Source organism: Halopseudomonas pelagia CL-AP6 (assembly GCF_000410875.1).
GTDB lineage: Bacteria > Pseudomonadota > Gammaproteobacteria > Pseudomonadales > Pseudomonadaceae > Halopseudomonas > Halopseudomonas pelagia.
In genome coordinates this window covers 25,476-46,450 of sequence record NZ_AROI01000034.1, presented here as the reverse complement: position 1 = coordinate 46,450, position 20,975 = coordinate 25,476, and the positions used below count along the sequence as shown (strand labels likewise).

15 protein-coding genes are annotated in these 20,975 nt (G+C 60.5%); 5 read left to right on the top strand and 10 right to left on the bottom strand.

Annotated elements, in window-relative coordinates; genetic code table 11:
- Positions 1-92: 92 nt before the first annotated feature.
- Positions 93-539, bottom strand: coding sequence for an REP-associated tyrosine transposase (locus tag K787_RS0119480; protein WP_022964489.1), 447 nt, complete (start codon positions 537-539; stop codon positions 93-95).
- A 409-nt stretch (positions 540-948) separates the two neighbouring features.
- Between K787_RS0119480 and ligA the strand changes: the two genes are divergently transcribed.
- Complete coding sequence (gene ligA / locus K787_RS0119475) at positions 949-3,336, top strand: NAD-dependent DNA ligase LigA (RefSeq protein ID WP_022964488.1); 2,388 nt, start codon at positions 949-951, stop codon at positions 3,334-3,336.
- 26 nt (positions 3,337-3,362) lie between these two features.
- A complete protein-coding gene (locus K787_RS0119470; RefSeq protein ID WP_040641165.1) occupies positions 3,363-4,331 on the top strand; it encodes a tRNA dihydrouridine synthase in 969 nt (322 codons plus the stop codon).
- A gap of 258 nt (positions 4,332-4,589) precedes the next feature.
- Here K787_RS0119470 and K787_RS0119465 read toward each other — a convergent pair whose 3' ends face one another.
- Positions 4,590-6,137, bottom strand: a complete 1,548-nt coding sequence (locus K787_RS0119465; protein WP_022964486.1) for a methyl-accepting chemotaxis protein — start codon at positions 6,135-6,137, stop codon at positions 4,590-4,592.
- 126 nt (positions 6,138-6,263) lie between these two features.
- Positions 6,264-7,382 carry an FAD-dependent oxidoreductase gene (locus K787_RS0119460; RefSeq protein ID WP_022964485.1) on the bottom strand — a complete coding sequence of 373 codons (1,119 nt, stop codon included), beginning with the start codon at positions 7,380-7,382 and terminating at the stop codon, positions 6,264-6,266.
- A gap of 242 nt (positions 7,383-7,624) precedes the next feature.
- Here K787_RS0119460 and K787_RS0119455 point away from each other — a divergent pair, with 242 nt between their 5' ends.
- On the top strand, positions 7,625-8,962 hold the full coding sequence (locus K787_RS0119455; protein ID WP_022964484.1) for a spinster family MFS transporter: 1,338 nt from the start codon (positions 7,625-7,627) through the stop codon (positions 8,960-8,962).
- A gap of 49 nt (positions 8,963-9,011) precedes the next feature.
- A complete protein-coding gene (locus K787_RS0119450; RefSeq protein WP_022964483.1) occupies positions 9,012-10,196 on the top strand; it encodes an acetyl-CoA C-acyltransferase in 1,185 nt (394 codons plus the stop codon).
- Between the two features lie 104 nt (positions 10,197-10,300).
- Here the strand turns inward: K787_RS0119450 and alkB are convergent, their stop codons facing one another.
- The 7 genes from alkB to K787_RS0119405 all read right to left on the bottom strand — a co-directional run bounded on the left by alkB (position 10,301) and on the right by K787_RS0119405 (position 19,587).
- Complete coding sequence (alkB, locus tag K787_RS0119445) at positions 10,301-10,957, bottom strand: DNA oxidative demethylase AlkB (RefSeq protein WP_022964482.1); 657 nt, start codon at positions 10,955-10,957, stop codon at positions 10,301-10,303.
- A gap of 346 nt (positions 10,958-11,303) precedes the next feature.
- A complete protein-coding gene (locus tag K787_RS0119440; RefSeq protein WP_028615123.1) occupies positions 11,304-12,092 on the bottom strand; it encodes an SDR family NAD(P)-dependent oxidoreductase in 789 nt (262 codons plus the stop codon).
- A 40-nt stretch (positions 12,093-12,132) separates the two neighbouring features.
- The gene (surE, locus tag K787_RS23845) at positions 12,133-12,972 is read right to left on the bottom strand and encodes a 5'/3'-nucleotidase SurE (RefSeq protein WP_022964480.1); all 840 of its coding nucleotides are present in this window, start codon (positions 12,970-12,972) and stop codon (positions 12,133-12,135) included.
- A 276-nt stretch (positions 12,973-13,248) separates the two neighbouring features.
- Positions 13,249-14,295: a phosphotransferase gene (locus K787_RS0119430; protein WP_022964479.1), complete on the bottom strand. Its 1,047-nt coding sequence runs from the start codon at positions 14,293-14,295 to the stop codon at positions 13,249-13,251.
- 479 nt (positions 14,296-14,774) lie between these two features.
- The gene (locus K787_RS24430; RefSeq protein WP_022964477.1) at positions 14,775-16,952 is read right to left on the bottom strand and encodes a TIGR04282 family arsenosugar biosynthesis glycosyltransferase; all 2,178 of its coding nucleotides are present in this window, start codon (positions 16,950-16,952) and stop codon (positions 14,775-14,777) included.
- A gap of 3 nt (positions 16,953-16,955) precedes the next feature.
- Positions 16,956-19,103: a dihydrolipoyl dehydrogenase family protein gene (locus K787_RS0119410; RefSeq protein ID WP_022964476.1), complete on the bottom strand. Its 2,148-nt coding sequence runs from the start codon at positions 19,101-19,103 to the stop codon at positions 16,956-16,958.
- 37 nt (positions 19,104-19,140) lie between these two features.
- Positions 19,141-19,587 (bottom strand): DUF1499 domain-containing protein, encoded by a 447-nt coding sequence (locus tag K787_RS0119405; protein WP_022964475.1) that lies wholly within the window; start codon positions 19,585-19,587, stop codon positions 19,141-19,143.
- Between the two features lie 125 nt (positions 19,588-19,712).
- Between K787_RS0119405 and K787_RS23830 the strand changes: the two genes are divergently transcribed.
- Positions 19,713-20,174: a MarR family winged helix-turn-helix transcriptional regulator gene (locus tag K787_RS23830; protein WP_040641160.1), complete on the top strand. Its 462-nt coding sequence runs from the start codon at positions 19,713-19,715 to the stop codon at positions 20,172-20,174.
- The last annotated feature ends 801 nt before the right edge of the window (positions 20,175-20,975 follow it).

The following is a 20,975-nucleotide window of genomic DNA, read 5'->3' as shown; positions in this document are numbered from 1 at the left end:
GGCCCCGCCGCGATAGCAGGCCACAACCAAAACACATCCCATCCAGATCACCCCCATTCTGGTAGGAGCGGCGGCCCCGCCGCGATAGCGAACTACAACCAAAGCGCATCCCAGTGCGGATAATCCCCAACGCTATCAACCAACCCCGCCCGCAACGGATTGGCGATGATATAACGCGCTGCCTTCCTCAAATCTGCCTCGCGCCGCAACGCATGATCGTGAAAGCCTGCTTGCCATCTGAGCTGCCCAATCTGACGAGACGAAATGGACTTCACCCGGTGCATCAACAAATCCAGCCGATCATCCTGTAATTGCACCAGCCAATGCAGGTGATCCGGCATAACCACAAAGGCATAGCTGGCGACTTTGCCCACCTTGTGTTGGCGGGCGAGGATACGGATCAAAGCGCGAGCTGCGTGCAGGTCTGAAAACACCGGATTGCGCTGCCGGGTGACAGTCGTCAACAAATAAAACCTGCCTGACTCCGAAGTACGGCCAAGCCGCAGCCGGTGGCTTTCGGGTGGGTGTTTTGATTGCATGGGTATCATCCTTGATGTTGTAACTGCAGTTTGTTGGATGTTTAGGGTTGGTTGTAGTGGCTGGTAGAGGATTTGTGGAGTGGGTCACACCCATCGCGGCGAGGCCGCCGCTCCTACCCAGAGAGTGCACACATAGGAGCGGCGGCCCCGCCGCGATAGCAGACCACAACCAAAACACATCCCATCCAGATCACCCCCACCCTGGTAGGAGCGGCGGCCCCGCCGCGATAGCAGACCACAACCAAACCGCATCCCATCCAGATCACCCCCCACCCTGGTAGGAGCGGCGGCCTCGCCGCGATAGCGGTCCAACCGACCAGCCGCCCCACCAACCGACAAACACGCAACCCCTGACGCGCGCGCCCGCCATTGGGTACAATTGGCATCCGATTCCCGACCGATACCCATCATGACTCAAACCCAGGACCCGGCTGCCCGTGCGATTGAGTTGCGCGAGCAGATTGACCTTCACAACCATCGCTATTACGTGCTCGATGAACCCTCGATTCCCGATGCGGAATACGACCGCCTGTTCAACGAACTCAAGGCCATTGAACAAGCGCAGCCTGACCTGATTACCCCTGACTCGCCGACCCAGCGCGTGGGTGGTTCTGCTTTGGAGGCCTTTGGTACGGTCACCCACGAAGTGCCCATGCTCAGCCTGGGCAATGCCTTCGACGAGCAAAGCATGCGGGATTTCGATCGGCGTGTGCGTGAAGGGCTGGATCTGCCAGAGGGTGATCTGTTTGGTGGTGGTGTGGGAGCTGATACGCAGGTGGAATACTGCTGCGAGCCCAAACTCGACGGCCTGGCAGTCAGCCTGCTGTACGAAAATGGCCAACTGGTGCGCGGGGCTACCCGCGGCGATGGCAGTACCGGCGAAGATATCTCCAGCAACGTGCGCACCATCCGCAATGTCCCGTTAAAGCTGCGTGGTCAGGGTTGGCCCGCAGTGCTCGAAGTGCGCGGCGAAGTCTTTATCAGCAAGGCCGGGTTTGACGCGCTGAATCAGCGTGCCCGTGAAGCCGGCACAAAGACCTTCGCCAATCCGCGCAACGCTGCGGCCGGTTCGCTGCGGCAACTGGACCCCAATATCACCCGTTCGCGTCCGCTGGAGTTCTGTTGTTACGGCATCGGCCGCGTCGACGGTGACCTGCCGGACACTCAGGTCGGCATCCTGCACCAGCTTCGCGAGTGGGGGCTGAGTATCAGCAGGGAGCTCAAGCTGGCCGCTGGCGTGGACGCCTGTCTGGATTATTACCGGGATATCGGCGAGCGCCGCGCCGCGCTGGGTTACGAGATCGACGGCGTGGTGTTCAAGGTAAATAAACTGGCCTATCAGCGCGAACTGGGCTTCCGCGCCCGCGAACCGCGCTGGGCGATAGCGCACAAATTTCCGGCAATGGAAGAAGTCACCGAACTGCTGGATGTCGAATTCCAGGTGGGCCGCACCGGCGCGGTGACGCCGGTGGCGCGCTTGCGGCCGGTGCTGGTTGCCGGGGTAACCGTGTCCAACGCCACTTTGCATAATATGGACGAAGTCGCGCGGCTGGGGTTGATGATCGGCGACAGCGTCATCATCCGCCGGGCGGGTGACGTGATTCCCCAGGTCGTGCAGGTGGTTGCCGACCGCCGCCCGGCAGATGCGCGCGCGGTAGAGATTCCGCGGCAATGCCCGGTGTGTGGCTCGGATGTCGAACGCACGCAACTGGTCAAACGCGGCAGAGGCCGGGAAACCATCAGCGAAGGCGCCGTATATCGTTGCGTGGGCCGTCTCACCTGCCAGGCGCAGCTGAAGCAGGCGATCATTCATTTTGTCTCGCGGCGTGCGCTGGATATCGACGGTCTGGGTGAGAAGATCGTCGAGCAATTGGTTGATACCGGGCTGGTCAGCTCGCCAGCGGATCTGTATCTGCTGACCTATGAGCAGGTACTGGCGCTGGAAGGTTTCGCCGAAATATCGACCAAGAACCTGCTCGGCGCGATTCAGGACAGCAAGCAACCAACGCTGGCCAGGTTTATCTATGCGCTGGGTATTCCGGATGTAGGCGAAGAGACCGCCAAACTATTGGCGCGCTCGCTGGGGTCGCTAGAGCGCATCAGTCAAGCAATGCCGGAGGTGCTGGTGTACCTGCCGGAGGTGGGCGCGGAAGTGGCCCACGAGATTCATTCTTTCTTTGCCGACGAGCATAACCGCACGGTCATCAGTCAGTTGCTCGAGCGCGGGCTGGTATTGCAGGAAGAGGGCGATCTCAACCCGGACCTGGCCGCCAGTGTCAGCCTCGCCGAATTTATCGCCCGGCTGGAAATACCCGGCGTAGCCAAGACCGGCGCTGAACGATTAGCGGCAACGCTAGGCAGCCTGGAAGCCATCATGCAGGCCGACTGGCTGGAACTGAAGCGGGTAGAGCGTTTCAGCGAAAAGGCCCAGAGCGGATTGCGCGACTACTTCGCCGATCCTCAGCGCCGCGATCGCGTGCTGCAGATCGAGCAGCAGCTCAAGGCCTTCGGCATGCATTGGGAGAGTGCCAAAGCGGTGCAAAGCGAAGGCATGCCCCTGAGTGGTCAGACCTGGGTGCTGACCGGCGCGTTGGAAACCTTCTCCCGCGATGTAGCCAAGGATCACCTGGAAAGCCTGGGTGCCAAGGTCGCTGGTAGCGTATCGGCCAAGACCTACTGCGTGGTCGCCGGGCCTGGTGCGGGCAGCAAGCTGGCCAAGGCTGAACAGCTGAATGTGGCCGTGATGGATGAGCAAGGCCTGCTGGATCTGCTTAAAGACCACGGTATCGAGCCGTGATCAAGCAGGCTGCTATTGGCCAAGGCATGCCGCTTATCGTACTGGCGCCGATGGAGGGCCTGGTCGATCCGCCCATGCGCGATATTCTTACCCGGATTGGCGGTATTGATCGCTGCGTCAGCGAATTTATGCGCGTGACTGATACTGCCTTGAACCTGGGCACGGTAGAGCGCTTTATTCCCGAGATGCATCATGGCTGGAAAACCCGCGCAGGCGTTCCCGTGCACCCGCAATTGCTCGGCTCGGACGCCCACTGGCTGGGTGTGAATGCCGCGCAATTGGCGCAATGGGGCGCGCCTGCCATAGATCTGAATTTCGGTTGCCCGGCGAAGACGGTGAACCGCCATGGCGGTGGTGCGACCCTGCTGCGCGAGCCGGAGCAACTGGCACGTATCGTGACTGCCGTGCGTGCAGCCACCCCCGCGGGCATTCCGGTGACCGCCAAGATGCGTCTGGGTTACAGCGACACCAGCCTGACCCTTGACTGCGCCCAGGCGCTGGCTGAATCGGGTGCGGCAGAAATTGCCGTGCATGCCCGCACCAAGATGGACGGCTACAAACCACCGGCCCACTGGGAATGGATCGCGCGTATTCGTGAAGCGGTCACAGTGCCGGTGATCGCCAATGGCGAGGTCTGGGACCAGGCCGATCATCAGCGTATACAGGCTCTCAGTGGCTGCGAATCGGTGATGATCGGCCGCGGGCTAGTGGTGCAACCCGACCTGGCGCTACGGATCAGCCGTGCACGCGCCGGCCAACCGATCGAGCCCATGGACTGGCAGGCACTGTTGCCGTGGATCGCCGAATTCTTTGTGCAGACCCGCGCGCGCATGATTGACCGCCACTCCCCAGGGCGGATCAAGCAGTGGCTAAGCCTGATGACCCGCCAATACCCCGAAGCAACCGAGTTGTTCACGCAGTTGCGTCAGGAAGTGCAGGCGGATCTGATCGAACAGATATTACGTGAGCTGGCGGATCCACGGCGGGCGGCATAGATTTGCGGCTTGTTCTGGATAATCGTTCGCTTTCAGGCCGCCCCCTCTCTGCCTTACACCCAGGTCAAAATGGATTCCCGCCTGCGCGGGAATGACGGAGTAGGGCGGGAATGACGGAGTTGAGCGGGAATGACGGAGTAGGGCGGGAATGACGGAGTAGAGCGGGAATGATGGAGTAGGGCGGGAATGACGGAGTAGGGCGGGAATGACGGAGTAGGGCGGGAATGGCGGTGGTGGGCGGGTTAGATGCGTCCCGCCTTACACCGCCTCCGGCCGATACCCCAATCTGATCCCACCCCAGTGCCGCCCGCGCACGCGAATGGGTACGGACAGGTCGTGCATGATCTCGCCGGTATCGCGCTTGTAGGTCTGCAGCAACAGGGTTTTTTCATGGCTGCCGCAACGTGAGCCGGTCCGGTCGTTGAATAGCCGTTTGGTCCGGCAGTACTGGGTGTCATGTTGCAGATTGCCGTTAGGGCGAGCGCAAAAGGCACTGTTGTGGGTGGGCACGTAGCCGGCGATGGTGGTCGCGATGGCATACACCAGCGCGGAATTATCCCGCAGCAGCGGCTCCTGGATCCCTGGCAGTACCTGGTCGGTATAAGTGTCGAATTCGCTATGGTACTGCTGCGGCCGGGTGCCGTCGATGGGTTTGAGGGTGGTATTGAACAGCCGGTCCAGGCTGAGGTCGCCACTTTGAATATCAGCCTCGAAGCGCTCCTCAATGGCTCGGGCGGCAGCTTGCGCCGCTTCATAGCAACGCTGGTGATAAGGGTCCAGCGCGATCTCAGCCAGCATCTCACTGACTTGTTCGGCAATCTCCACCAGTTGGTTAGCTTCGTTGCCGAGTAGGCGTGTTTGTTCGTCACTGTCGGCCAGGTCTGAGCGCACCTGCTCTACTGCGGTGGAGAGGCTGTCCAGTTGGTCACGATTGGCGGCGCTGCTGTGGGCGATCAGCGCGGTAGCTTGTTTGACCGCATCACCTTGCTGGTTGATGCCCGCCAACTGTGTGTCTGCCTGTTGGATCAGTTGCACGCCCGCTTGGATTTGCCCAACCAGTTCGTTGATGCCCCCGGTGACGAGTCCGGCTTGCTGATGCATCTCATCGATAATGATGGACACTTCCGAAGTCGACTGGCTGGTGCGGCTGGCCAGCGCTCTAACTTCATCGGCCACCACCGCAAAACCACGGCCCATATCCCCTGCGCGTGCGGCTTCGATCGCCGCGTTCAGGGCCAGCAGATTGGTCTGGCTGGCGATGCCTTCGATAACTTGCGTGACCTGCACGATCTTGGCGGCCCGGTCATTCAGTTGTGCGAGCATGCCCAGGCTGTCGTCGGCCTTGCTCGCCAGCTGTTGCATCAAGGCGGTGGTGTGATCCAGTGCCTGCTTGCCGGACGCGCTGCTACTCAGCGCTGCTTCGGCGGCCTGGTCGGCGTTGGCAGCGTAGCTTGCAGCCTGTTCCACCTGTTGTGCGATGGCGCCGGCATTGCTGGCGGCTTGTGTAGTGGCAGCGAGCTGCGAAGAAATGCGCCCCGCCAGCTGTTCGACCGAGTAGGACACCTCGGCTGCGGCGATGGCGTTACTACAGGTAGATTGGGACAGTTTTCTCGCCAACTCAGCAAGGCTGTTGGCGCTATCTTCAGTGGTGGCGGCGTCTGAGCGGCCCAGTAGCGTGAGCCAGGGCAACAATGCCAGAGGCACGGCAAACCATAGGGCGGAGACACCCAAGTACCAAGCTGCTCCGATCAGGATCAGCAGTTGGGCGATGAGACAGAGCTTTTTATTATTAGACCCGTTCAGCATGGCTCTCTTCCTTGGCCAGACCAGTATGATGGCAAAGCGCAATCAACGATGGCTGAGCATTGATTATGTGGACAGGTGCCTAGCCTAACAATGCGCCTTTGGTCTAGCGTTTACTACGCCGAAAGGTTAATGGCGATGACCGTGCGTCTGGTCGAGAGATATGCGATGGCGTTGCATAAAGCCGATATCCAGACGGTCCTTCCACCAACCCATCAACCGGCCCGACGCAACCCAGCGGCCATAACTCATCAGCGCGCCACCGTCGGCGGTGGCCAGCAATGCCAGTGCCTGGCGCTGTGGTTGGTAATGCCGCAGTGCAGTGCCCTGCAGTTGGCCGAGGATATTGTCCGCCAGAAAAGCGCCCTGGCGCACCGCATATACACCCGAACGCAACGCGCCGGGGAGGCTGGCGCAATCGCCTGTGGCAAACACCTCAGGGTGGCTGGTGCTGATCAGGCTCTTGCCAATGCGGGCAAATCCGTCTGTATCCACGGCCAGGCCGCTGCCGCGCAGCCAGTCGGGAGCGCTGGCGCCAGTAGCTGCCACCACAGCCTCGCATAGCAGTAATGGCTGATCGCCATTGAACAGCTGGCCGTGGTATATGCGGGTGATTTTTTGTTGCTCGATCAACCTGACGCCGCGTTCCCTTAATAGCCGCTGAGCGCGTGCTATCAGCGCAGCGGGATGGCTTGCGAGCAGACGGGAGGCGCTTATCAATACCACGTCGGTAGCGGGCAGGCTGGCTCGCAGAGCAAGTGCCAGTTCAAATGCGGCCGGGCCACCGCCGAGTATCGCGACACAGGTCGGCGCGGTTGATGTGGGCTGCTGCCAAGCAGTCCAGGTCTGGTGAAGTTTGGGGAAGGGCTTGGCCGGCAGCAGAGCGACGCTATTGTCCCGGACCTCGGGCAGCGGCGGAATCGAGCCAGTGTTAAGTGACAGTCGCTGGTAGTCGAGCTGTGTGCCGTCGGTAAGAGACAGCGAGCGGGCATCGGCATCCAGCGCCTGGATCTTGCCCATATAGAGCTCGATATCGCAGGCCCGGCACAGTGGTGCCAGGTCGATGGCGCAATCCGCGGCGCTGAACCGGCCAGCCAATAGTCCTGGCATCATCCCTGAGTACCAGGCCGCCGGTGTTGGATTGACTAGCAGCGTACCAGCAGGCGGGCGAAAACCGCGGTCAATCCAGTTACGCAATGTCACCAGATGGGCATGCCCGGCCCCGGCCAATACTAGAGGTCGATTCATTGTCTATCCTGCGTCCAGAGGTGTCAGCTTGGCCTGGTTCTGGCGGGCATTGCAGCCCAGGGCGTCGCCTGTACGCAGTACCCTATCACGGCAATGAAAGCAGTTCCGGCGTTTGGGTTATAGCTGCGGATGATGGACCCGCATGCCACTGGGTAATTGACGATTTTCGGAATCGACTTCCGCACTGCGAACCTGATAATCTTTTTTGATGCTCACTGTCCCTCGCCCGAATGGAGTTGCTCGTGTCTAACAATAATAGTCTCTACCCAACAACGGCACGTGCCTGGGGCACGGTATCCGTTCTGTTGTTGTGTTATGTGCTGTCTTTTATTGATCGGCAAATTCTGAACTTGTTGGTAGGCCCTATCCGTCGCGATCTGGATATTACCGACACCCAGATGAGCCTGTTGATGGGTCTGTCTTTTGCGGTTTTTTACGTGATCTGCGGCATTCCCATGGGCCGGATCGCGGACAGCAAGAGCCGCAAGGGCTTGATTGCCTTTGGCGTGTTTGCCTGGAGCCTGATGACCGCTGCCTGCGGTCTGGCACAACAGTATTGGCATTTTGTGCTGTTCCGGATCGGTGTCGGCGCGGGCGAGGCGGCATTATCCCCGGCGGCCTACTCGCTGATGGCCGACAGCTTCCCGCCGGAAAAGCGCGCCACGGCAATCAGCGTCTACTCCATGGGTATCTACCTTGGTGCGGGCATGGCTTTCTTGCTGGGCGGCATGGTGGTGACCTTTGCTTCTGCCAAGGGTGACGTGCTGTTGCCTATTGTTGGCATGGTGCGCCCGTGGCAGCTGATTTTCTTGATTCTCGGCGCTGCGGGTATCGCCTTCTGTTTCGTGCTGCTGGCGCTCAAAGAGCCAACCCGCAAGGGTATTGGCGCTGGTGTCGCCGTACCGCTGAAAGATGTGGGTGCTTATCTGATGAGCATCCGTAAAGCCGTTCTCTGTCACAACTTCGGTTTCGCCTGCCTGTCGTTCGCGTCCTACGGCGCCTCGGCCTGGATACCCACGTTCTTTATTCGCAACCATGGCCTGACCCCCGGCGAAGTAGGTATGTACTACGGCAGCATTGTGATGGTCGCGGGCTCATTGGGTATCGTATTTGGCGGCCGTCTGGCGGATTATCTGGCCAAGCACGGCTACACTGATTCCAACATGCGCGTAGGTGTATTAGCCGCTGTGCTGACGCTGGGCTGCAACGTGGTCTTTCTGATCGATAATCTGACCATCGTCTGGTTCGTGATGTTCTTCAACGTCTTCACTGTGGCCATGCCCTTTGGTGTGGCACCGGCCGCGATCCAGGAAGTCATGCCCAACGCCATGCGCGGGCAAGCGTCGGCCATCTATCTGTTCACCGTCACGCTGATTGGTTTGGGCATTGGGCCGACCGCAGTCGCACTGGTGACTGACTATGTGTTCATGGACGACATGGCCGTCCGCTATTCAATCTTCTGGGTCGCCAGCATCATCACCCTGTGCTCGGTCGTCCTGCTGTGGATGGGTCTGAAACCCTATCGCGAAGCGCGCAAGACGTTAGTCCGCTGGGGCGAAAAACAGGGCCAACTGGTCTGAAAATCTGATCTGAGTAAGTGCCATCTGAATCATTAACAGGAGCGACATTATGTCTGACGCAGTTATTGTATCCACCGCCCGTACCGCACTGGGCAAGTCCTATCGCGGCGCATTGAACAACACTCACAGTGTCGATATGGCCGGTTATGTCATCGAGCACGCCGTCAAGCGCGCGGGCATCGACCCCTCACTGGTGGAAGATGTGATCCTCGGCGCGACCTTCCACGAAGGCGCCCAGGGCAAGAACATGGCGCGTCTGGCAGCCATCCGTGGCGGCCTGCCGGTGACCACTGCGGGCATGTCGATCAACCGTTTTTGCAGCTCCGGTCTGCAGTCCATCGCGATCGCCGCCCAGCGCGTGGTCAGCGAAAAGATTCCAGCCATCGTAGCTGGCGGCGTTGAGTCCATCAGCCTGTGCCAGAACGACAAACTGAACATGTTCCATGGCACCAATCAGTGGATCAAAGAGCACAAGCCCGAGCTGTACATGTCCATGATCGAGACCGCAGACATCGTCGCGGCCCGCTACAACGTCAGCCGTGCATCCCAGGACGAATACGCACTGATCAGCCAGCAGCGCACGGCCGCCGGTCAGGAGAGCGGCAAGTTCGATGATGAAATCGTGCCCTACCTGGTCAAAATGATGGTCCAGGACAAAGAAACCGGCACCATCAGCGAGAAGGAAGTGAACCTGGTCAAGGACGAGTGCAACCGTCCAAGCACCACGCTGGAAGCGCTGCAAGGCCTGCAGCCAGTGCGTGGTCCCGAGCACTTTATCACCGCCGGTAACGCCAGCCAGCTGTCCGACGGCGCCTCTGTTTGCGTGGTCATGAACAGCACGGTAGCGGAGCAGCAGAACATCGAGCCCATGGGTATTTTCCGCGGCTTTAGCGTCGCCGGTTGCGAGCCTGACGAGATGGGCATTGGCCCGGTATTCGCTATTCCGCAACTGCTCAAGCGCAATGGCCTGACCATGGACGATATCGGCCTGTGGGAACTGAACGAAGCCTTCGCCTCCCAGGTAGTGTACTGCCGCGACAAGCTGGGCATTCCGATGGAAAACCTCAACGTCAACGGCGGCTCCATCGCCATCGGCCACCCCTACGGTGTAACTGGCTCACGCCTGACCGGCCACGCGCTGATCGAAGGCAAGCGTCGCGGCGCCAAGTTCGTCGTTGTCACCATGTGTATTGGTGGTGGTCAGGGCGCTGCTGGTCTGTTCGAAGTGCTGTAAGCCGCTGCTGGCGGCTAGCTGCAAGCTTCAAGCCTTTAAGCTACAAACAAAACCCGGGTTATGCCCGGGTTTTGTTTGTCTGGGGTTTAGGTTAAGAGGTCGGATCAGGTGACTTTTCTGAAGGTCAGGTTGTAGCGTACTGCGCCAGTAAGCGGGTGTTCGGCGCGCTTGCCCAGCGGTGCGACGCCGTGGAAGTGCAGACGGCTTTTGCCGCCCCAGACCACCGCATCGCCGTGTTGCAGCAGCCAGCGCGAGGGTTTGTCGCTGCGCTGCATGCCGCCAAACAAAAAGCTGATGGGCGCGCCCAGCGATAAGGAAACGATAGGTGCGTCAAAGTCGGCCTCATCCCGGTCCTGATGCAGCGCCATGCGCGCGCCGGTCTCGTAGCGATTGATCAGACAGGCCTGGGGCTCGAAGTCGGGGTAGCCAGCCACTGTAGCGGCGCGCGCCGCGATCTCGTGCAGCAGCGCGGGCAAGGCGGGCCAGGGTTGATCGGTGAGTGGGTCCTTGGCGCTGTAGCGATAACCCTGACGGTCAGTCACCCAACCCCAGTCGCCGCAACTGCTCATGGCGGCAGACATACTGTAGCCACCCGGCGTGACCTGATGCCGGAACGGCGCCTGGCTGGCGACCTGCTGAATGGTATCCAGCAACTGCTCCGCCTCACCCAGCACAAACCCACGCAACAACCAGGCACCCTCGGCAATCTGCTCCGGTGCGGCGGGGGAGAGGTCGGCAAACAAATCGTCGGTAGGAGACATGCAAAAGCTCCGAAGTAGTAACCACCCGGTAGGAGCGGCGGCCGCGCCGCGAAGCAGTCTGCACCCATCGCCGCGAGGCCGCGGCTCCCACCGGATTGGAGTTGGCCCGGTACTATAGCGGGTGTAGTCGCAGCCCACACACCCCATGGTAGGAGCGGCGGCCGCGCCGCGAAGCGATCTGCACCCATCGCCGCGAGGCCGCGGCTCCCACCTGATTGGAGTTGGCCCGGTACTATAGCGGGTGTAGTCGCAGCCCACACACCCCACGGTAGGAGCGGCGGCCGCGCCGCGAAGCGATCTACACCCATCACCGCGAGGCCGCAGCTCCCACGGGATCGGGGCCGGCTTAGACCTTCATGCCCGGCAAATTCAGCGATGCGGTATTGCCGCCATCCACCGCCAGCGCTTGGCCGGTCACATAGCTGGCATCGTCGCTGGCGAGAAAGGCGATGGCGCTGGCGATCTCTTCAGGCCGACCGTAGCGGCGCAGTTCGCAGCGGGCGCCGAGCTTCTGCTCCTTGTTGTTGGAGCGGGCGTAGTCAAACACCGGTTTAGTCATACCGGTCTCCACCAGACCGGGGCACACCGCGTTGACGCGGATATTGAACTGTCCCAGATCACAGGCAGAGGTCATGGTGAAGTTGATCACCCCAGCCTTGGACGCGCTATAGGCATTACCGCCCGCACCCGAGCGGATGCCGGCCACCGAAGCGGTGTTGACGATGGCGCCCTGGCCCTGGGTTTGCATCTGACGTGCGGCGTATTTGGTAAACAGCATCACACCGTACAGGTTCACACCGATGATTTTCTGCCAGGTCTCCAGGCTCTGTTCGGTGGCAATATTGTAATCACCCCCGGCAATCCCGGCGTTATTGCACAACACATCCAGTTGGCCAAAGTGCGCGATGGTCTCGTTGACGCATTGCTCGACAGCCGCCTCATCAGCCACATCCACCGTACGGGTCTGTATCTGTGCACCGGCGGGCAGCTCAGCGATGGTCTCCTTGAGACCATCCTCATTGCGATCGACCAACATCAACCGTGCACCTTCGGCGGCCATACGTTTGGCCGTGGCACGCCCGATACCACTACCGGCGCCAGTGATCAGTACCACCTTGTCGAGGAATCGTTGCATGGTGTTCTCCTTGTTTTCAGTTTCACGCTTGAAACTGGGATTAATGATCAATGCTCGGATCCTGCCCCGCACCTGCCAGTTCACTGTCACTCTGGTAGGCAATGCCGAGTTTTTCCGACATGGCTTGACTGTCGATCTGCCAACTGGCGATATCGCGCTCGAAGCGCAGCGGTGAGATGCTGATCCGGCCAGCGCGCAGGGCGCCTACGTCGGTATCCAGGCCGATAATGCGCTCGGTCTGACGCTGAAAACCCAACCAGTAGTAGGGCACATCGCGGGTATCCCGGCGGCTTTCGATGTTGATGCCGCCAATGCTGCCACCGCGGGCGCGGCAGGTGGCAACGCCGGTGACATCTTCTGGCGGGCTGGCGGGGAAGTTGACGTTCATCGCGCAATCGGTCGGCCAGCCTTTTTCTAGCAGTTGCCGAACAATGCCGGCGCCGAAGTGGCTGGCTGTTTCCCAGTGAATGTCGTTGCCCTTGTGATAGGCCTGGGATAGCGCTATCGAGGGTATGCCCATAAGGGTCGCGGTCAGCGCGCCGCCAATGGTGCCGGAGTAGGCCACCGAGTCGCTGATGTTGGCGCCGGCGTTAACGCCAGACAGCACCAGATCGGGCGGTACTGGCATCAACTCGCCTACGGCGAGCAATACACAGTCACTGGGGGTGCCGCTGACGCTGAAACGCCGCTCTCCGAATGGGTGCACGCGCAGCGGCGAGTGCAGGGTAATGGACATGGATACGCCGCTTTGATCCAGGTCTGGTGAAATGATCCAGACCTCCTCGGCGATCTGCTCGGCGATGTCTTCCAGAATCTTGAGGCCTGGGCCGCGCCAGCCGTCGTCGTTAGTCAGCAGTACGCGCTTGATTGGTTTGGACATCTGTTGTTCTCCTGAAGTGGTGTGAAATCGCGGTTTTCAACCCAAAAATGGATCCTCGCGTTCGCGAGGATGACGTGGCTGGGAGTACGGATGCGAATCCATACGCGCCGTCAGTCCCGCGCAGGTGGACGTTTTTCCAACGCGTGATCCGCACGCAGGCAAGAGTCCATACAGCTAATCATTGCCGCGCGCAGAAACTATCCTCCGCGTCATTCACACCCCTTCGGGACCCCACACACCAGGTCATACCCGCGAAGGCGGGCATCCATTTTGACTTTAGCTTTGCGCTATCTCCCAGCCCCGTTCAGCCAACAGCCCGGCGCGCTTGCCCACTTCCAATGCATCGGCATTACTGGCATTACCCTGCACGGCGCGGTGATAAACGCCCTGTAGAATTGCCGCCAGGCGGAACAGTGAAAACGCGAGGAAGAAATTCCAGTCGGGTATCTCGCTGCGCCCGCTGTACTGGCAATACCATTCCAGTACCTGCTGCTCTTCAGGCAAGCCCATGCCCTTGAGGTCAGCTCCGAGCATGCCTTTGACGCCATTAATCCCGGCAGGCAGGTGGTAGGGCAGGCAGCAGTAGGCCAGATCAGACAGCGGGTGGCCGAGGGTCGCCAGTTCCCAGTCCAGAATCGACACAACCCTGGGCTCGGTGGGATGCAAAATCAGATTGCCGATACGGAAGTCGCCATGGGCGATGGTGGTGTGGTCGTCCTTTGGCATATTGTCTGGCAGCCAGGCCATCAGCGCGTCCATGGCCGGCATGTCGCCGGTGCGGCTGGCTTCGAACTGGCCGCTCCAGCGCTTGATCTGGCGTGGAATGTAGCCCTCGGTCTTGCCATAATTTTCCAGGCCGACCGCCTTCCAGTCGACGTTATGCAGTTGGGCCATGGTCTCGATCATCGAGCGGTAAATCGGCAGACGCTGGCTTTGTTCAACGTCACCCAGCAAGGGTTGCGTATGCACACGGCCCTCGACGTAATCCATGATGTAAAAAGCAGTGCCGATTATCTCGGGGTCTTCGCACAGCAGGCGGGCAGTCGGCACAGGTACATTGGTGCTGCCCAGGGCGTTGATCACTTGGTACTCACGCTCAACCATATGCGCCGAAGGCAGCAATTTGCCCGGCGGCTTCTTGCGCAGTACGTAACGGTACTCGGCCATGCTTAGCAAGTATGTCGGGTTGGACTGGCCACCCTGAAACTGCTTTACCTGCATACCCTGTTCAGCGCCGGCCAGGCGGCCAGTCAGGTAGGAAAGCAGGCGGGCTTCATCAAAACGGTGCGCAGGTAGTACGTCAATCAGGGTTGCTTCGCTCATCTAGAAGGTCCTGTGCTATTAGAATTGTCAGGTTCATAACCTATCACGCCAGACCGAAGTCTGGCGTGATAGCAAGCCGGTGAATCCATCGCCATCACGCTAAAGTGAGAATCCAAGCGGGCTACTCGAATAGCAAAAGGCAGCCTTACAAATACCGGCTCATTTCCAGCTTGGCAATCGTGCCCAGGGGCACCTCATCCGGGCCGTCGGCCAGGCGCAGGGTGCGGGCGTAGGCAGAGGCGAGGACGGGTCCTGGCATACACACGGCAGCGGCGTGAACCTGAATCGCCCGGTCGAGCACATGGCAGCGCATCGCTGCATGGAGGTGACCATATAGTCAGCTAACTACGGGTGGAACTATGTCCTATGGATGGAATGAATCTGTATAAACGGCTGTGATGTTGCCCGCACGGCATTATAAGTGGCGAGTGACCGAGCCCGAATGATTAGGCTTTGGATGCTGGCTGAAAAGCACCGAACTAGAGGGGCATAAGGGGTATGGCATCAAGGCGTGGCAGATCAGCAGGCTCGTCAAGATCCCATAATACCGGGCCTTCCCAAAGGGTCATGCCCGCTGTGGCCAGGCGCTGGCGGGTATTGGCCATAACCTGGGGGTGGCTCCAACGCATATCAGTGAACGCGGTTGTATCAGGCTGGCGCTGGCCGATCATCACATAGCCGCCATCCTCGCTGGGGATGATGGCGGTGTCGTGTGTGGCCAGTGCTTGATCTGCCTCAAGTAATACCGCGGTGCTGATCAGCGGGCAGTCGGTACCGATCAGCAATCCACCGCCCGGATGCTCGGCCAACGCCTGCGCCATACGCGAACCCAGATCGTCGCCGTACTGCTGGCGCAGTTGCAGATGATGCTCGCTGGCCAGGCGGGCAAACAGCGGATGGGTCGTATCTGGAGCGCAGTAGAGAAAACGCTGGCCCGGCCAGTCGCCGGTTTGTTTCAAGGTGTGCCGCAGCAACTGCTGATACAGATCACAGGCGCCTGCTGCGCCCAGGGCAGGCATCAGCCGGGTTTTGACAGTGCCAGGGATGGGCGCCTTGGCGAAAATCAGCAGCGGGCGGGTTGTTTGCCGATGCGGAGTCTCGGGGCGAGCTGGTGTCGAGGTGGAACTCGACACTCCCGGATTGGACTCGGGCGCTGATTGCGCTTGCTCAGTGGTTTTGGTGGTACCCGGGAAGGCCGAGTTCCATCTCGGCCAGCGGTGGCGTGGCTGACGCTGTTGTGTCGAGGTGGAACTCGACACTCCCGGGGTGGGCTCGGGCGCTGATTGCGCTTGCTCATTGGTTTTGGTGGTACCCGGGAAGGCCGAGTTCCATCTCGGCCAGCGGTGGCGTGGCTGACGCCGTTGTGTCGAGGTGGAACTCGACACTCCCGGGGTGGGCGCGGGTGCTGATTGCGCTTGCTCAGTGGTTTTGGTGGTACCCGGGAAGGCCGAGTTCCATCTCGGCCAGCGGTGGCGTGGCTGACGCTGTTGTGTCGAGGTGGAACTCGACACTCCTGGGGTGGGCTGGCTCTTGGGGGCGGCGCCGTAGTACTGGCGCACCAGACGTTCGGGTGAGACGCCGGCCCAGTACTGCAGCCGTATCCACCACATGAGGCAGATAGTTCGCCAGACGCCGTGTTTTTGCCATTTTCGGCTGGACGTGGTCACTGGTGGGCGCAGGCAGGCTGGGCTGGAGATTTTGCGCAAGCGGTGGCTGAGGTCGATATCCTCCATCAATGGAATATCGGCATAACCACCCAGTTGGTCGAACAGGTCGCGGCGCACGAAGATGGCTTGGTCGCCGGTGCAGATGCCGGTTAGCCGCGAGCGTTGGTTCATCATCCAGGCCACCAGGTTTAACAGCGGGGAGGTGGGTGTTAGTCGCACATCGAAGCGGCCCCAGAGTTTTGCTGAGTTTGGTGGGATCGCTATCGCGGCGAGGCCGCCGCTCCCGCCGGTTTGGATGGGGGGTTGGGGCTGGGCTTGGGTGGCGTGTTGGGTAGGGGCTATCGCGGCGAGGCCGCCGCTCCCACCGGTTTGGGTGGGGGGCTGGGGGTGGGGCTGGGCTTGGGTGGAGTGTTGGGTAGGGGCTATCGCGGCGAGGCCGCCGGTCCCACCGGTTTGGGTGGGGGGTTGGGGGTGGGGCTGGGCTTGGGTGGAGTGTTGGGTAGGGGTTATCGCGGCGGGGCCGCCGCTCCCACAGGTCGAGGTCGAGGTTGAGGGTGGGGTTGGGGAGGTTGCAGGGTTTGGTGTGCCAGAATTCGGTATTGCAGAATTGGGTATGGCAGGATCAGGTATTGCAGGAGTGGGTATGGCAGGGTTTGGTGGGAGCGGCGGCCTCGCCGCGATAGCGGGCTGGCCAAACACCGCAGCCTCTATCAACGCCACAAACCCATCAGGCAACTGCGTATCAGCATGCAAAAACAGCAACACATCCCCGCGCGCAGCAGCAGCCCCGACATTCATCTGCCGCGCCCGGCCCGGCCCTGACACCAGCACCCGATCGGCCAAAGGGCGCGCCAGTTCACAGCTGTTATCGCTACTGCCGCCATCCACCACTAGCAGTTCAATCCGGTCGCGTACCGGCTGCAGCGGCAGCAGGGCATTGACTATCCCCGCTGCCTCATTGAGTACCGGCAATACCACCGACAAGCGCATAAATCAGCGCCCCAGCCGCCGACGGTGCAAACGCTCAACCCAGCGCAGTACCCCGGCAGGCGCATGCGCACGTTTCCATTCGCCGGCCGCGTACTTGTTGGCTTCGGCCATGGTCGGATAGCTGTGAATGGTGCCCAGAATCTTGTTCAGACCCAGGTTGTGCTTCATTGCCAGCACGTACTCAGCCAGCAACTCGCCGGCATGCTGACCGACAATAGTCACGCCCAGGATCTTGTCCTTGCCTGGCACGGTAAGCACTTTGACAAAACCCACCGCAGCCTGATCGGCAATGGCCCGGTCCAGGTCGTCGATACCGTAGCGGGTCACTTCAAAATCGATCTCCTGCGCTCGGGCTTCGGCTTCCGACAGCCCGACACTGGCCACTTCAGGGTCAGTAAAGGTCACGCGTGGGATCACTCGATAATCGACCTTGAAGCGCTTGAAGGTGCCGAATAGCGCATTCACCGCGGCATACCAGGCTTGGTGCGCGGACACATGGGTAAACTGGTACGGCCCGGTCACATCGCCCACGGCATAGATGTTGGGAAAGCGCGTGGCCAGATACTCATTGGTTTGCAGTGTACCGTTCTCGCGTAATTCCAGTTCCAACTCCTCGGCGCCATAACCCGTGGTGTTGGCCTTGCGGCCGACAGCCACCAGTACCGCATCGAAGGGGATTGCCACGTACTCGCCGTCATCCAGCTGTTTGGCGACCAACTGCTGCTGCCCGCCTTCCAGCACCTCAAACCGCTCTGCCTGATGGCGCAGGCGCAGATCCACACCCTCGTTACGCAGATGCTGCATAACCAGGTCGCTGGCATCGGCGTCTTCTCGCGGTAGCGGCCGTGGGCCCATTTCCACCTGAATTACCTGGCTGCCCAACCGCTGGAAGGCCTGGGCCAGTTCGCAGCCGATCGGCCCGGCGCCCAGCACCAGCAGGCGTTTGGGTTGCTCGCGCAGGCCCCACAGGGTATCGGAGTTGTAAGCGGTGACCTGATCCAGACCCGGAATCTCCGGCATAAAGGGCTTGGCGCCAGCGGCGATGATGATATTGCGCGTAGTCAGCGCCCGGCCATTGACCTCGATCTGCCAGGGGCTGGTGATGCGGGCCTCGCCCTGAATCACTTCCACGCCCAGTTCGGTATAGCGCTCGACCGAATCATGGGGCTCGATATCGCCGATCACCCGCTGGATGCGATCCATCACCCGGGCAAAATTCACGCTGGCGCTGGCCTCGTTATAGCCCAGCTCATGCGCCTTGTTGATTTCCGCTGCCAGCTTGGCCGAGCGGATCAACGCCTTGGACGGCACGCAGCCAGTGTTCAGGCAATCGCCGCCCATCGCATGCTTCTCGATCAGGGTGACATTGGCCTTCACCGCCGCCGCGATATAAGCGCTGACCAAACCGCCGCTACCGGCGCCGATCACCACCAGGTTGTGGTCGAAACTGGCAGGCTTGTTCCAGCCCTTATAAACCCGCCTTGCCTTGACCCACTCAAGGATTTTGCGTGCAATCAGCGGGAACAGCCCAAGCAGCACAAAAGCACCGATCAAACCGGGAGACAGAATGCCGCCCAGCGAGTCGATCTGGCCCAGCTCGCGGCCGGCGTTTACATACACCAGCGTACCGGGCAGCATGCCGATCTGGCTGACCCACCAGAAGGTGGTGACTTTAAGGCGAGTCAGGCCCATCGCCAGGTTGATCAGAAAGAACGGGAACACCGGTACCAGGCGCAGAGCGAAGAGATAGAAGGCGCCTTCGTTATCCACGCCCTGGTTGATCGCCTTCAGCCGATTGCCAAAACGCTTCTGCACCCAGCTCTGCAGCAAAAACCGGCTGATAATCATCGCCAGGGTAGCGCCCAGTACCGAGGCAAAAGACACCAGCAACAGGCCCCAACCCAGCCCGAACAACGCGCCGCCGACTAGCGTCATCAGCGCCGCGCCAGGCAATGACAACGCCGTAACCAGCACATAAACACCGAAGAAAATCGCCGCCGCCGCTAATGGTTTAGCCGCTACCTGCGCGTCCAGGCTGGCCTGCTGGCTTTTTAGCCACTCCAGGCTGAAGTACTGATTGAGGTCGAACAGGAAAAAGCCGGCCACCAGTACAGCGATCAGCAGAACGACAATGATTTTTCCGGCTTTCATAGCACGTATCACTCCAGATTCAGTAAGGCCGCCAGACTCAGCGGTGGTAAAGCGCAGTCAGTTGTTCGTGGCGCTGTCGGTTCAAACCCATATCGGACTTGCCGGCGCGGCTGGCGGAGCGAAAGTGCACCTCTTTGTTCTCTGCATCCAGATAGAACTCAACGTCGTCACGAAAGCGCATTTTGGGTGTCACGAACACCACTCGCAGGTAATCGCTGGTTTCACTGACCTGCTCAGCGCCACCATGGCTAGCGACGGCATTCTTGATGGCTTGCATAGTCTCAGCCTGGTCAGTCTTGAACGGCCAGGTGGCCACGCGCTTGTCTGGGTCGCTGGCCTGGGTCGATACGCCATTCGGGTTGTCACTCAAAGGCTTGAACTGCCCATTGGCGTGGCCCAGCTCGGGAATCTGGCCGTTCTGCCAATAGATATAGGCAAATCCGGCGCCCAGCAGCACGATGATCGCGATTAGTATCCATTTCATAGTAGCGCTTCTCCAAACTAATTTATCTTGTGCGCAAAACAATAGGCGAGACCTCTTGACGGGTCAATACCTTGTGCGCAAAATAAATGTACTGCCTTATGCCAAGTCCTGATGCCGAGCCGCCCATGACCGATACCCATAACCCATTGCTGCTGCGTAACCAGCTTTGCCATTCGCTCTACAGCGCGAGCAACGCCATGGTCCGTGCCTACCGCCCACTGTTGGCGCCGCTCGGGCTGACCTACCCGCAATACCTGGTCATGCTGGCGCTCTGGGAACACGACAGCGTACCGATTAAACAACTGGTGGAAGACACCCGGCTCGACTCCGGCACCCTGACGCCGATTCTAAAACGGCTGGAAAGCAAAGCCCTGATCGGCCGCCGCAAGGGCGCGGAAGACGAGCGCCAATGGCTGATCATCCTCACCGCCAACGGCAGGGCCATGCGTGACCAAGCCAGTGACATCCCGCACAAAATGTTCTGCATGACCAGCATGAATCTGGAGCAGGCCCGCGCCCTCAAGCTCGCCGCCGAGCGCATCTATCAGGACGTGCTGCAGCATACAGACGCCGCCGCTACGGATTGACCCCCAGCCCTGGGAGTGTCGAGTTCCATCTCGACACAAGTGCTTGTAACGACTCAGCTGGTCGAGGTGGAACTCGACCGTCCCAGAAACTGACCCCATCGCGCCGAGGCCGGCGCTCCTACCAGAAACAACCCCATCGCGCTGAGGCCAGCGCTCCCACAAAAAAAACCGGCGCTCCCAGCAGAATCGGTATGTAGCCACATCACCGCTAGGAGCGCCCGCCTGGGCGTGGATGTCTGGGAGTGTCGAGTTCCATCTCGACACAAGTGCTCGTAACGACTCAGCTGGTCGAGGTGGAACTCGACCGTCCCAGACACTGACCCCATCGCGCCGAGGCCGGCGCTCCTACCAGAAACAACCCCATCGCGCTGAGGCCAGCGCTCCCACAAAAAAAACCGGCGCTCCCAGCAGAATCGGTATGTACCCACATCACCGCTAGGAGCGCCCGCCTGGGCGTGGATATCTGGGAGTGTCGAGTTCCATCTCGACACAAGTGCTCGCAACGACTCAGCTGGTCGAGGTGGAACTCGACCGTCCCAGACACTGACCCCATCGCGCCGAGGCCGGCGCTCCTACCAGAAACAACCCCATCGCGCTGAGGCCAGCGCTCCCACAAAAAAAACCGGCGCTCCCAGCAGAATCGGTGTGTAGCCACATCACCGCTAGGAGCGCCCGCCTGGGCGTGGAACCCTGGGAGTGTCGAGTTCCATCTCGACACAAGTGCTCGTAGCGACTCAGCTGGTCGAGGTGGAACTCGACCGTCCCAGACACTGACCCCATCGCGCCGAGGCCGGCGCTCCT

What these genes read in the sequence shown, in the direction of transcription:
- K787_RS24430 (WP_022964477.1), bottom strand. Translation starts at nt 16,952, where the DNA reads ATGCGCTTGTCGGTGGTATTGCCGGTACTCAATGAGGCAGCGGGGATA.
- K787_RS0119405 (WP_022964475.1), bottom strand. Translation starts at nt 19,587, where the DNA reads ATGAAATGGATACTAATCGCGATCATCGTGCTGCTGGGCGCCGGATTT.
- K787_RS0119460 (WP_022964485.1), bottom strand. Translation starts at nt 7,382, where the DNA reads ATGAATCGACCTCTAGTATTGGCCGGGGCCGGGCATGCCCATCTGGTG.
- K787_RS0119440 (WP_028615123.1), bottom strand. Translation starts at nt 12,092, where the DNA reads ATGCAACGATTCCTCGACAAGGTGGTACTGATCACTGGCGCCGGTAGT.
- surE (WP_022964480.1), bottom strand. Translation starts at nt 12,972, where the DNA reads ATGTCCAAACCAATCAAGCGCGTACTGCTGACTAACGACGACGGCTGG.
- alkB (WP_022964482.1), bottom strand. Translation starts at nt 10,957, where the DNA reads ATGTCTCCTACCGACGATTTGTTTGCCGACCTCTCCCCCGCCGCACCG.
- K787_RS0119465 (WP_022964486.1), bottom strand. Translation starts at nt 6,137, where the DNA reads ATGCTGAACGGGTCTAATAATAAAAAGCTCTGTCTCATCGCCCAACTG.
- ligA (WP_022964488.1), top strand. Translation starts at nt 949, where the DNA reads ATGACTCAAACCCAGGACCCGGCTGCCCGTGCGATTGAGTTGCGCGAG.
- K787_RS0119480 (WP_022964489.1), bottom strand. Translation starts at nt 539, where the DNA reads ATGCAATCAAAACACCCACCCGAAAGCCACCGGCTGCGGCTTGGCCGT.
- K787_RS0119450 (WP_022964483.1), top strand. Translation starts at nt 9,012, where the DNA reads ATGTCTGACGCAGTTATTGTATCCACCGCCCGTACCGCACTGGGCAAG.
- K787_RS0119470 (WP_040641165.1), top strand. Translation starts at nt 3,363, where the DNA reads ATGCCGCTTATCGTACTGGCGCCGATGGAGGGCCTGGTCGATCCGCCC.
- K787_RS0119430 (WP_022964479.1), bottom strand. Translation starts at nt 14,295, where the DNA reads ATGAGCGAAGCAACCCTGATTGACGTACTACCTGCGCACCGTTTTGAT.
- K787_RS0119410 (WP_022964476.1), bottom strand. Translation starts at nt 19,103, where the DNA reads ATGAAAGCCGGAAAAATCATTGTCGTTCTGCTGATCGCTGTACTGGTG.
- K787_RS23830 (WP_040641160.1), top strand. Translation starts at nt 19,713, where the DNA reads ATGACCGATACCCATAACCCATTGCTGCTGCGTAACCAGCTTTGCCAT.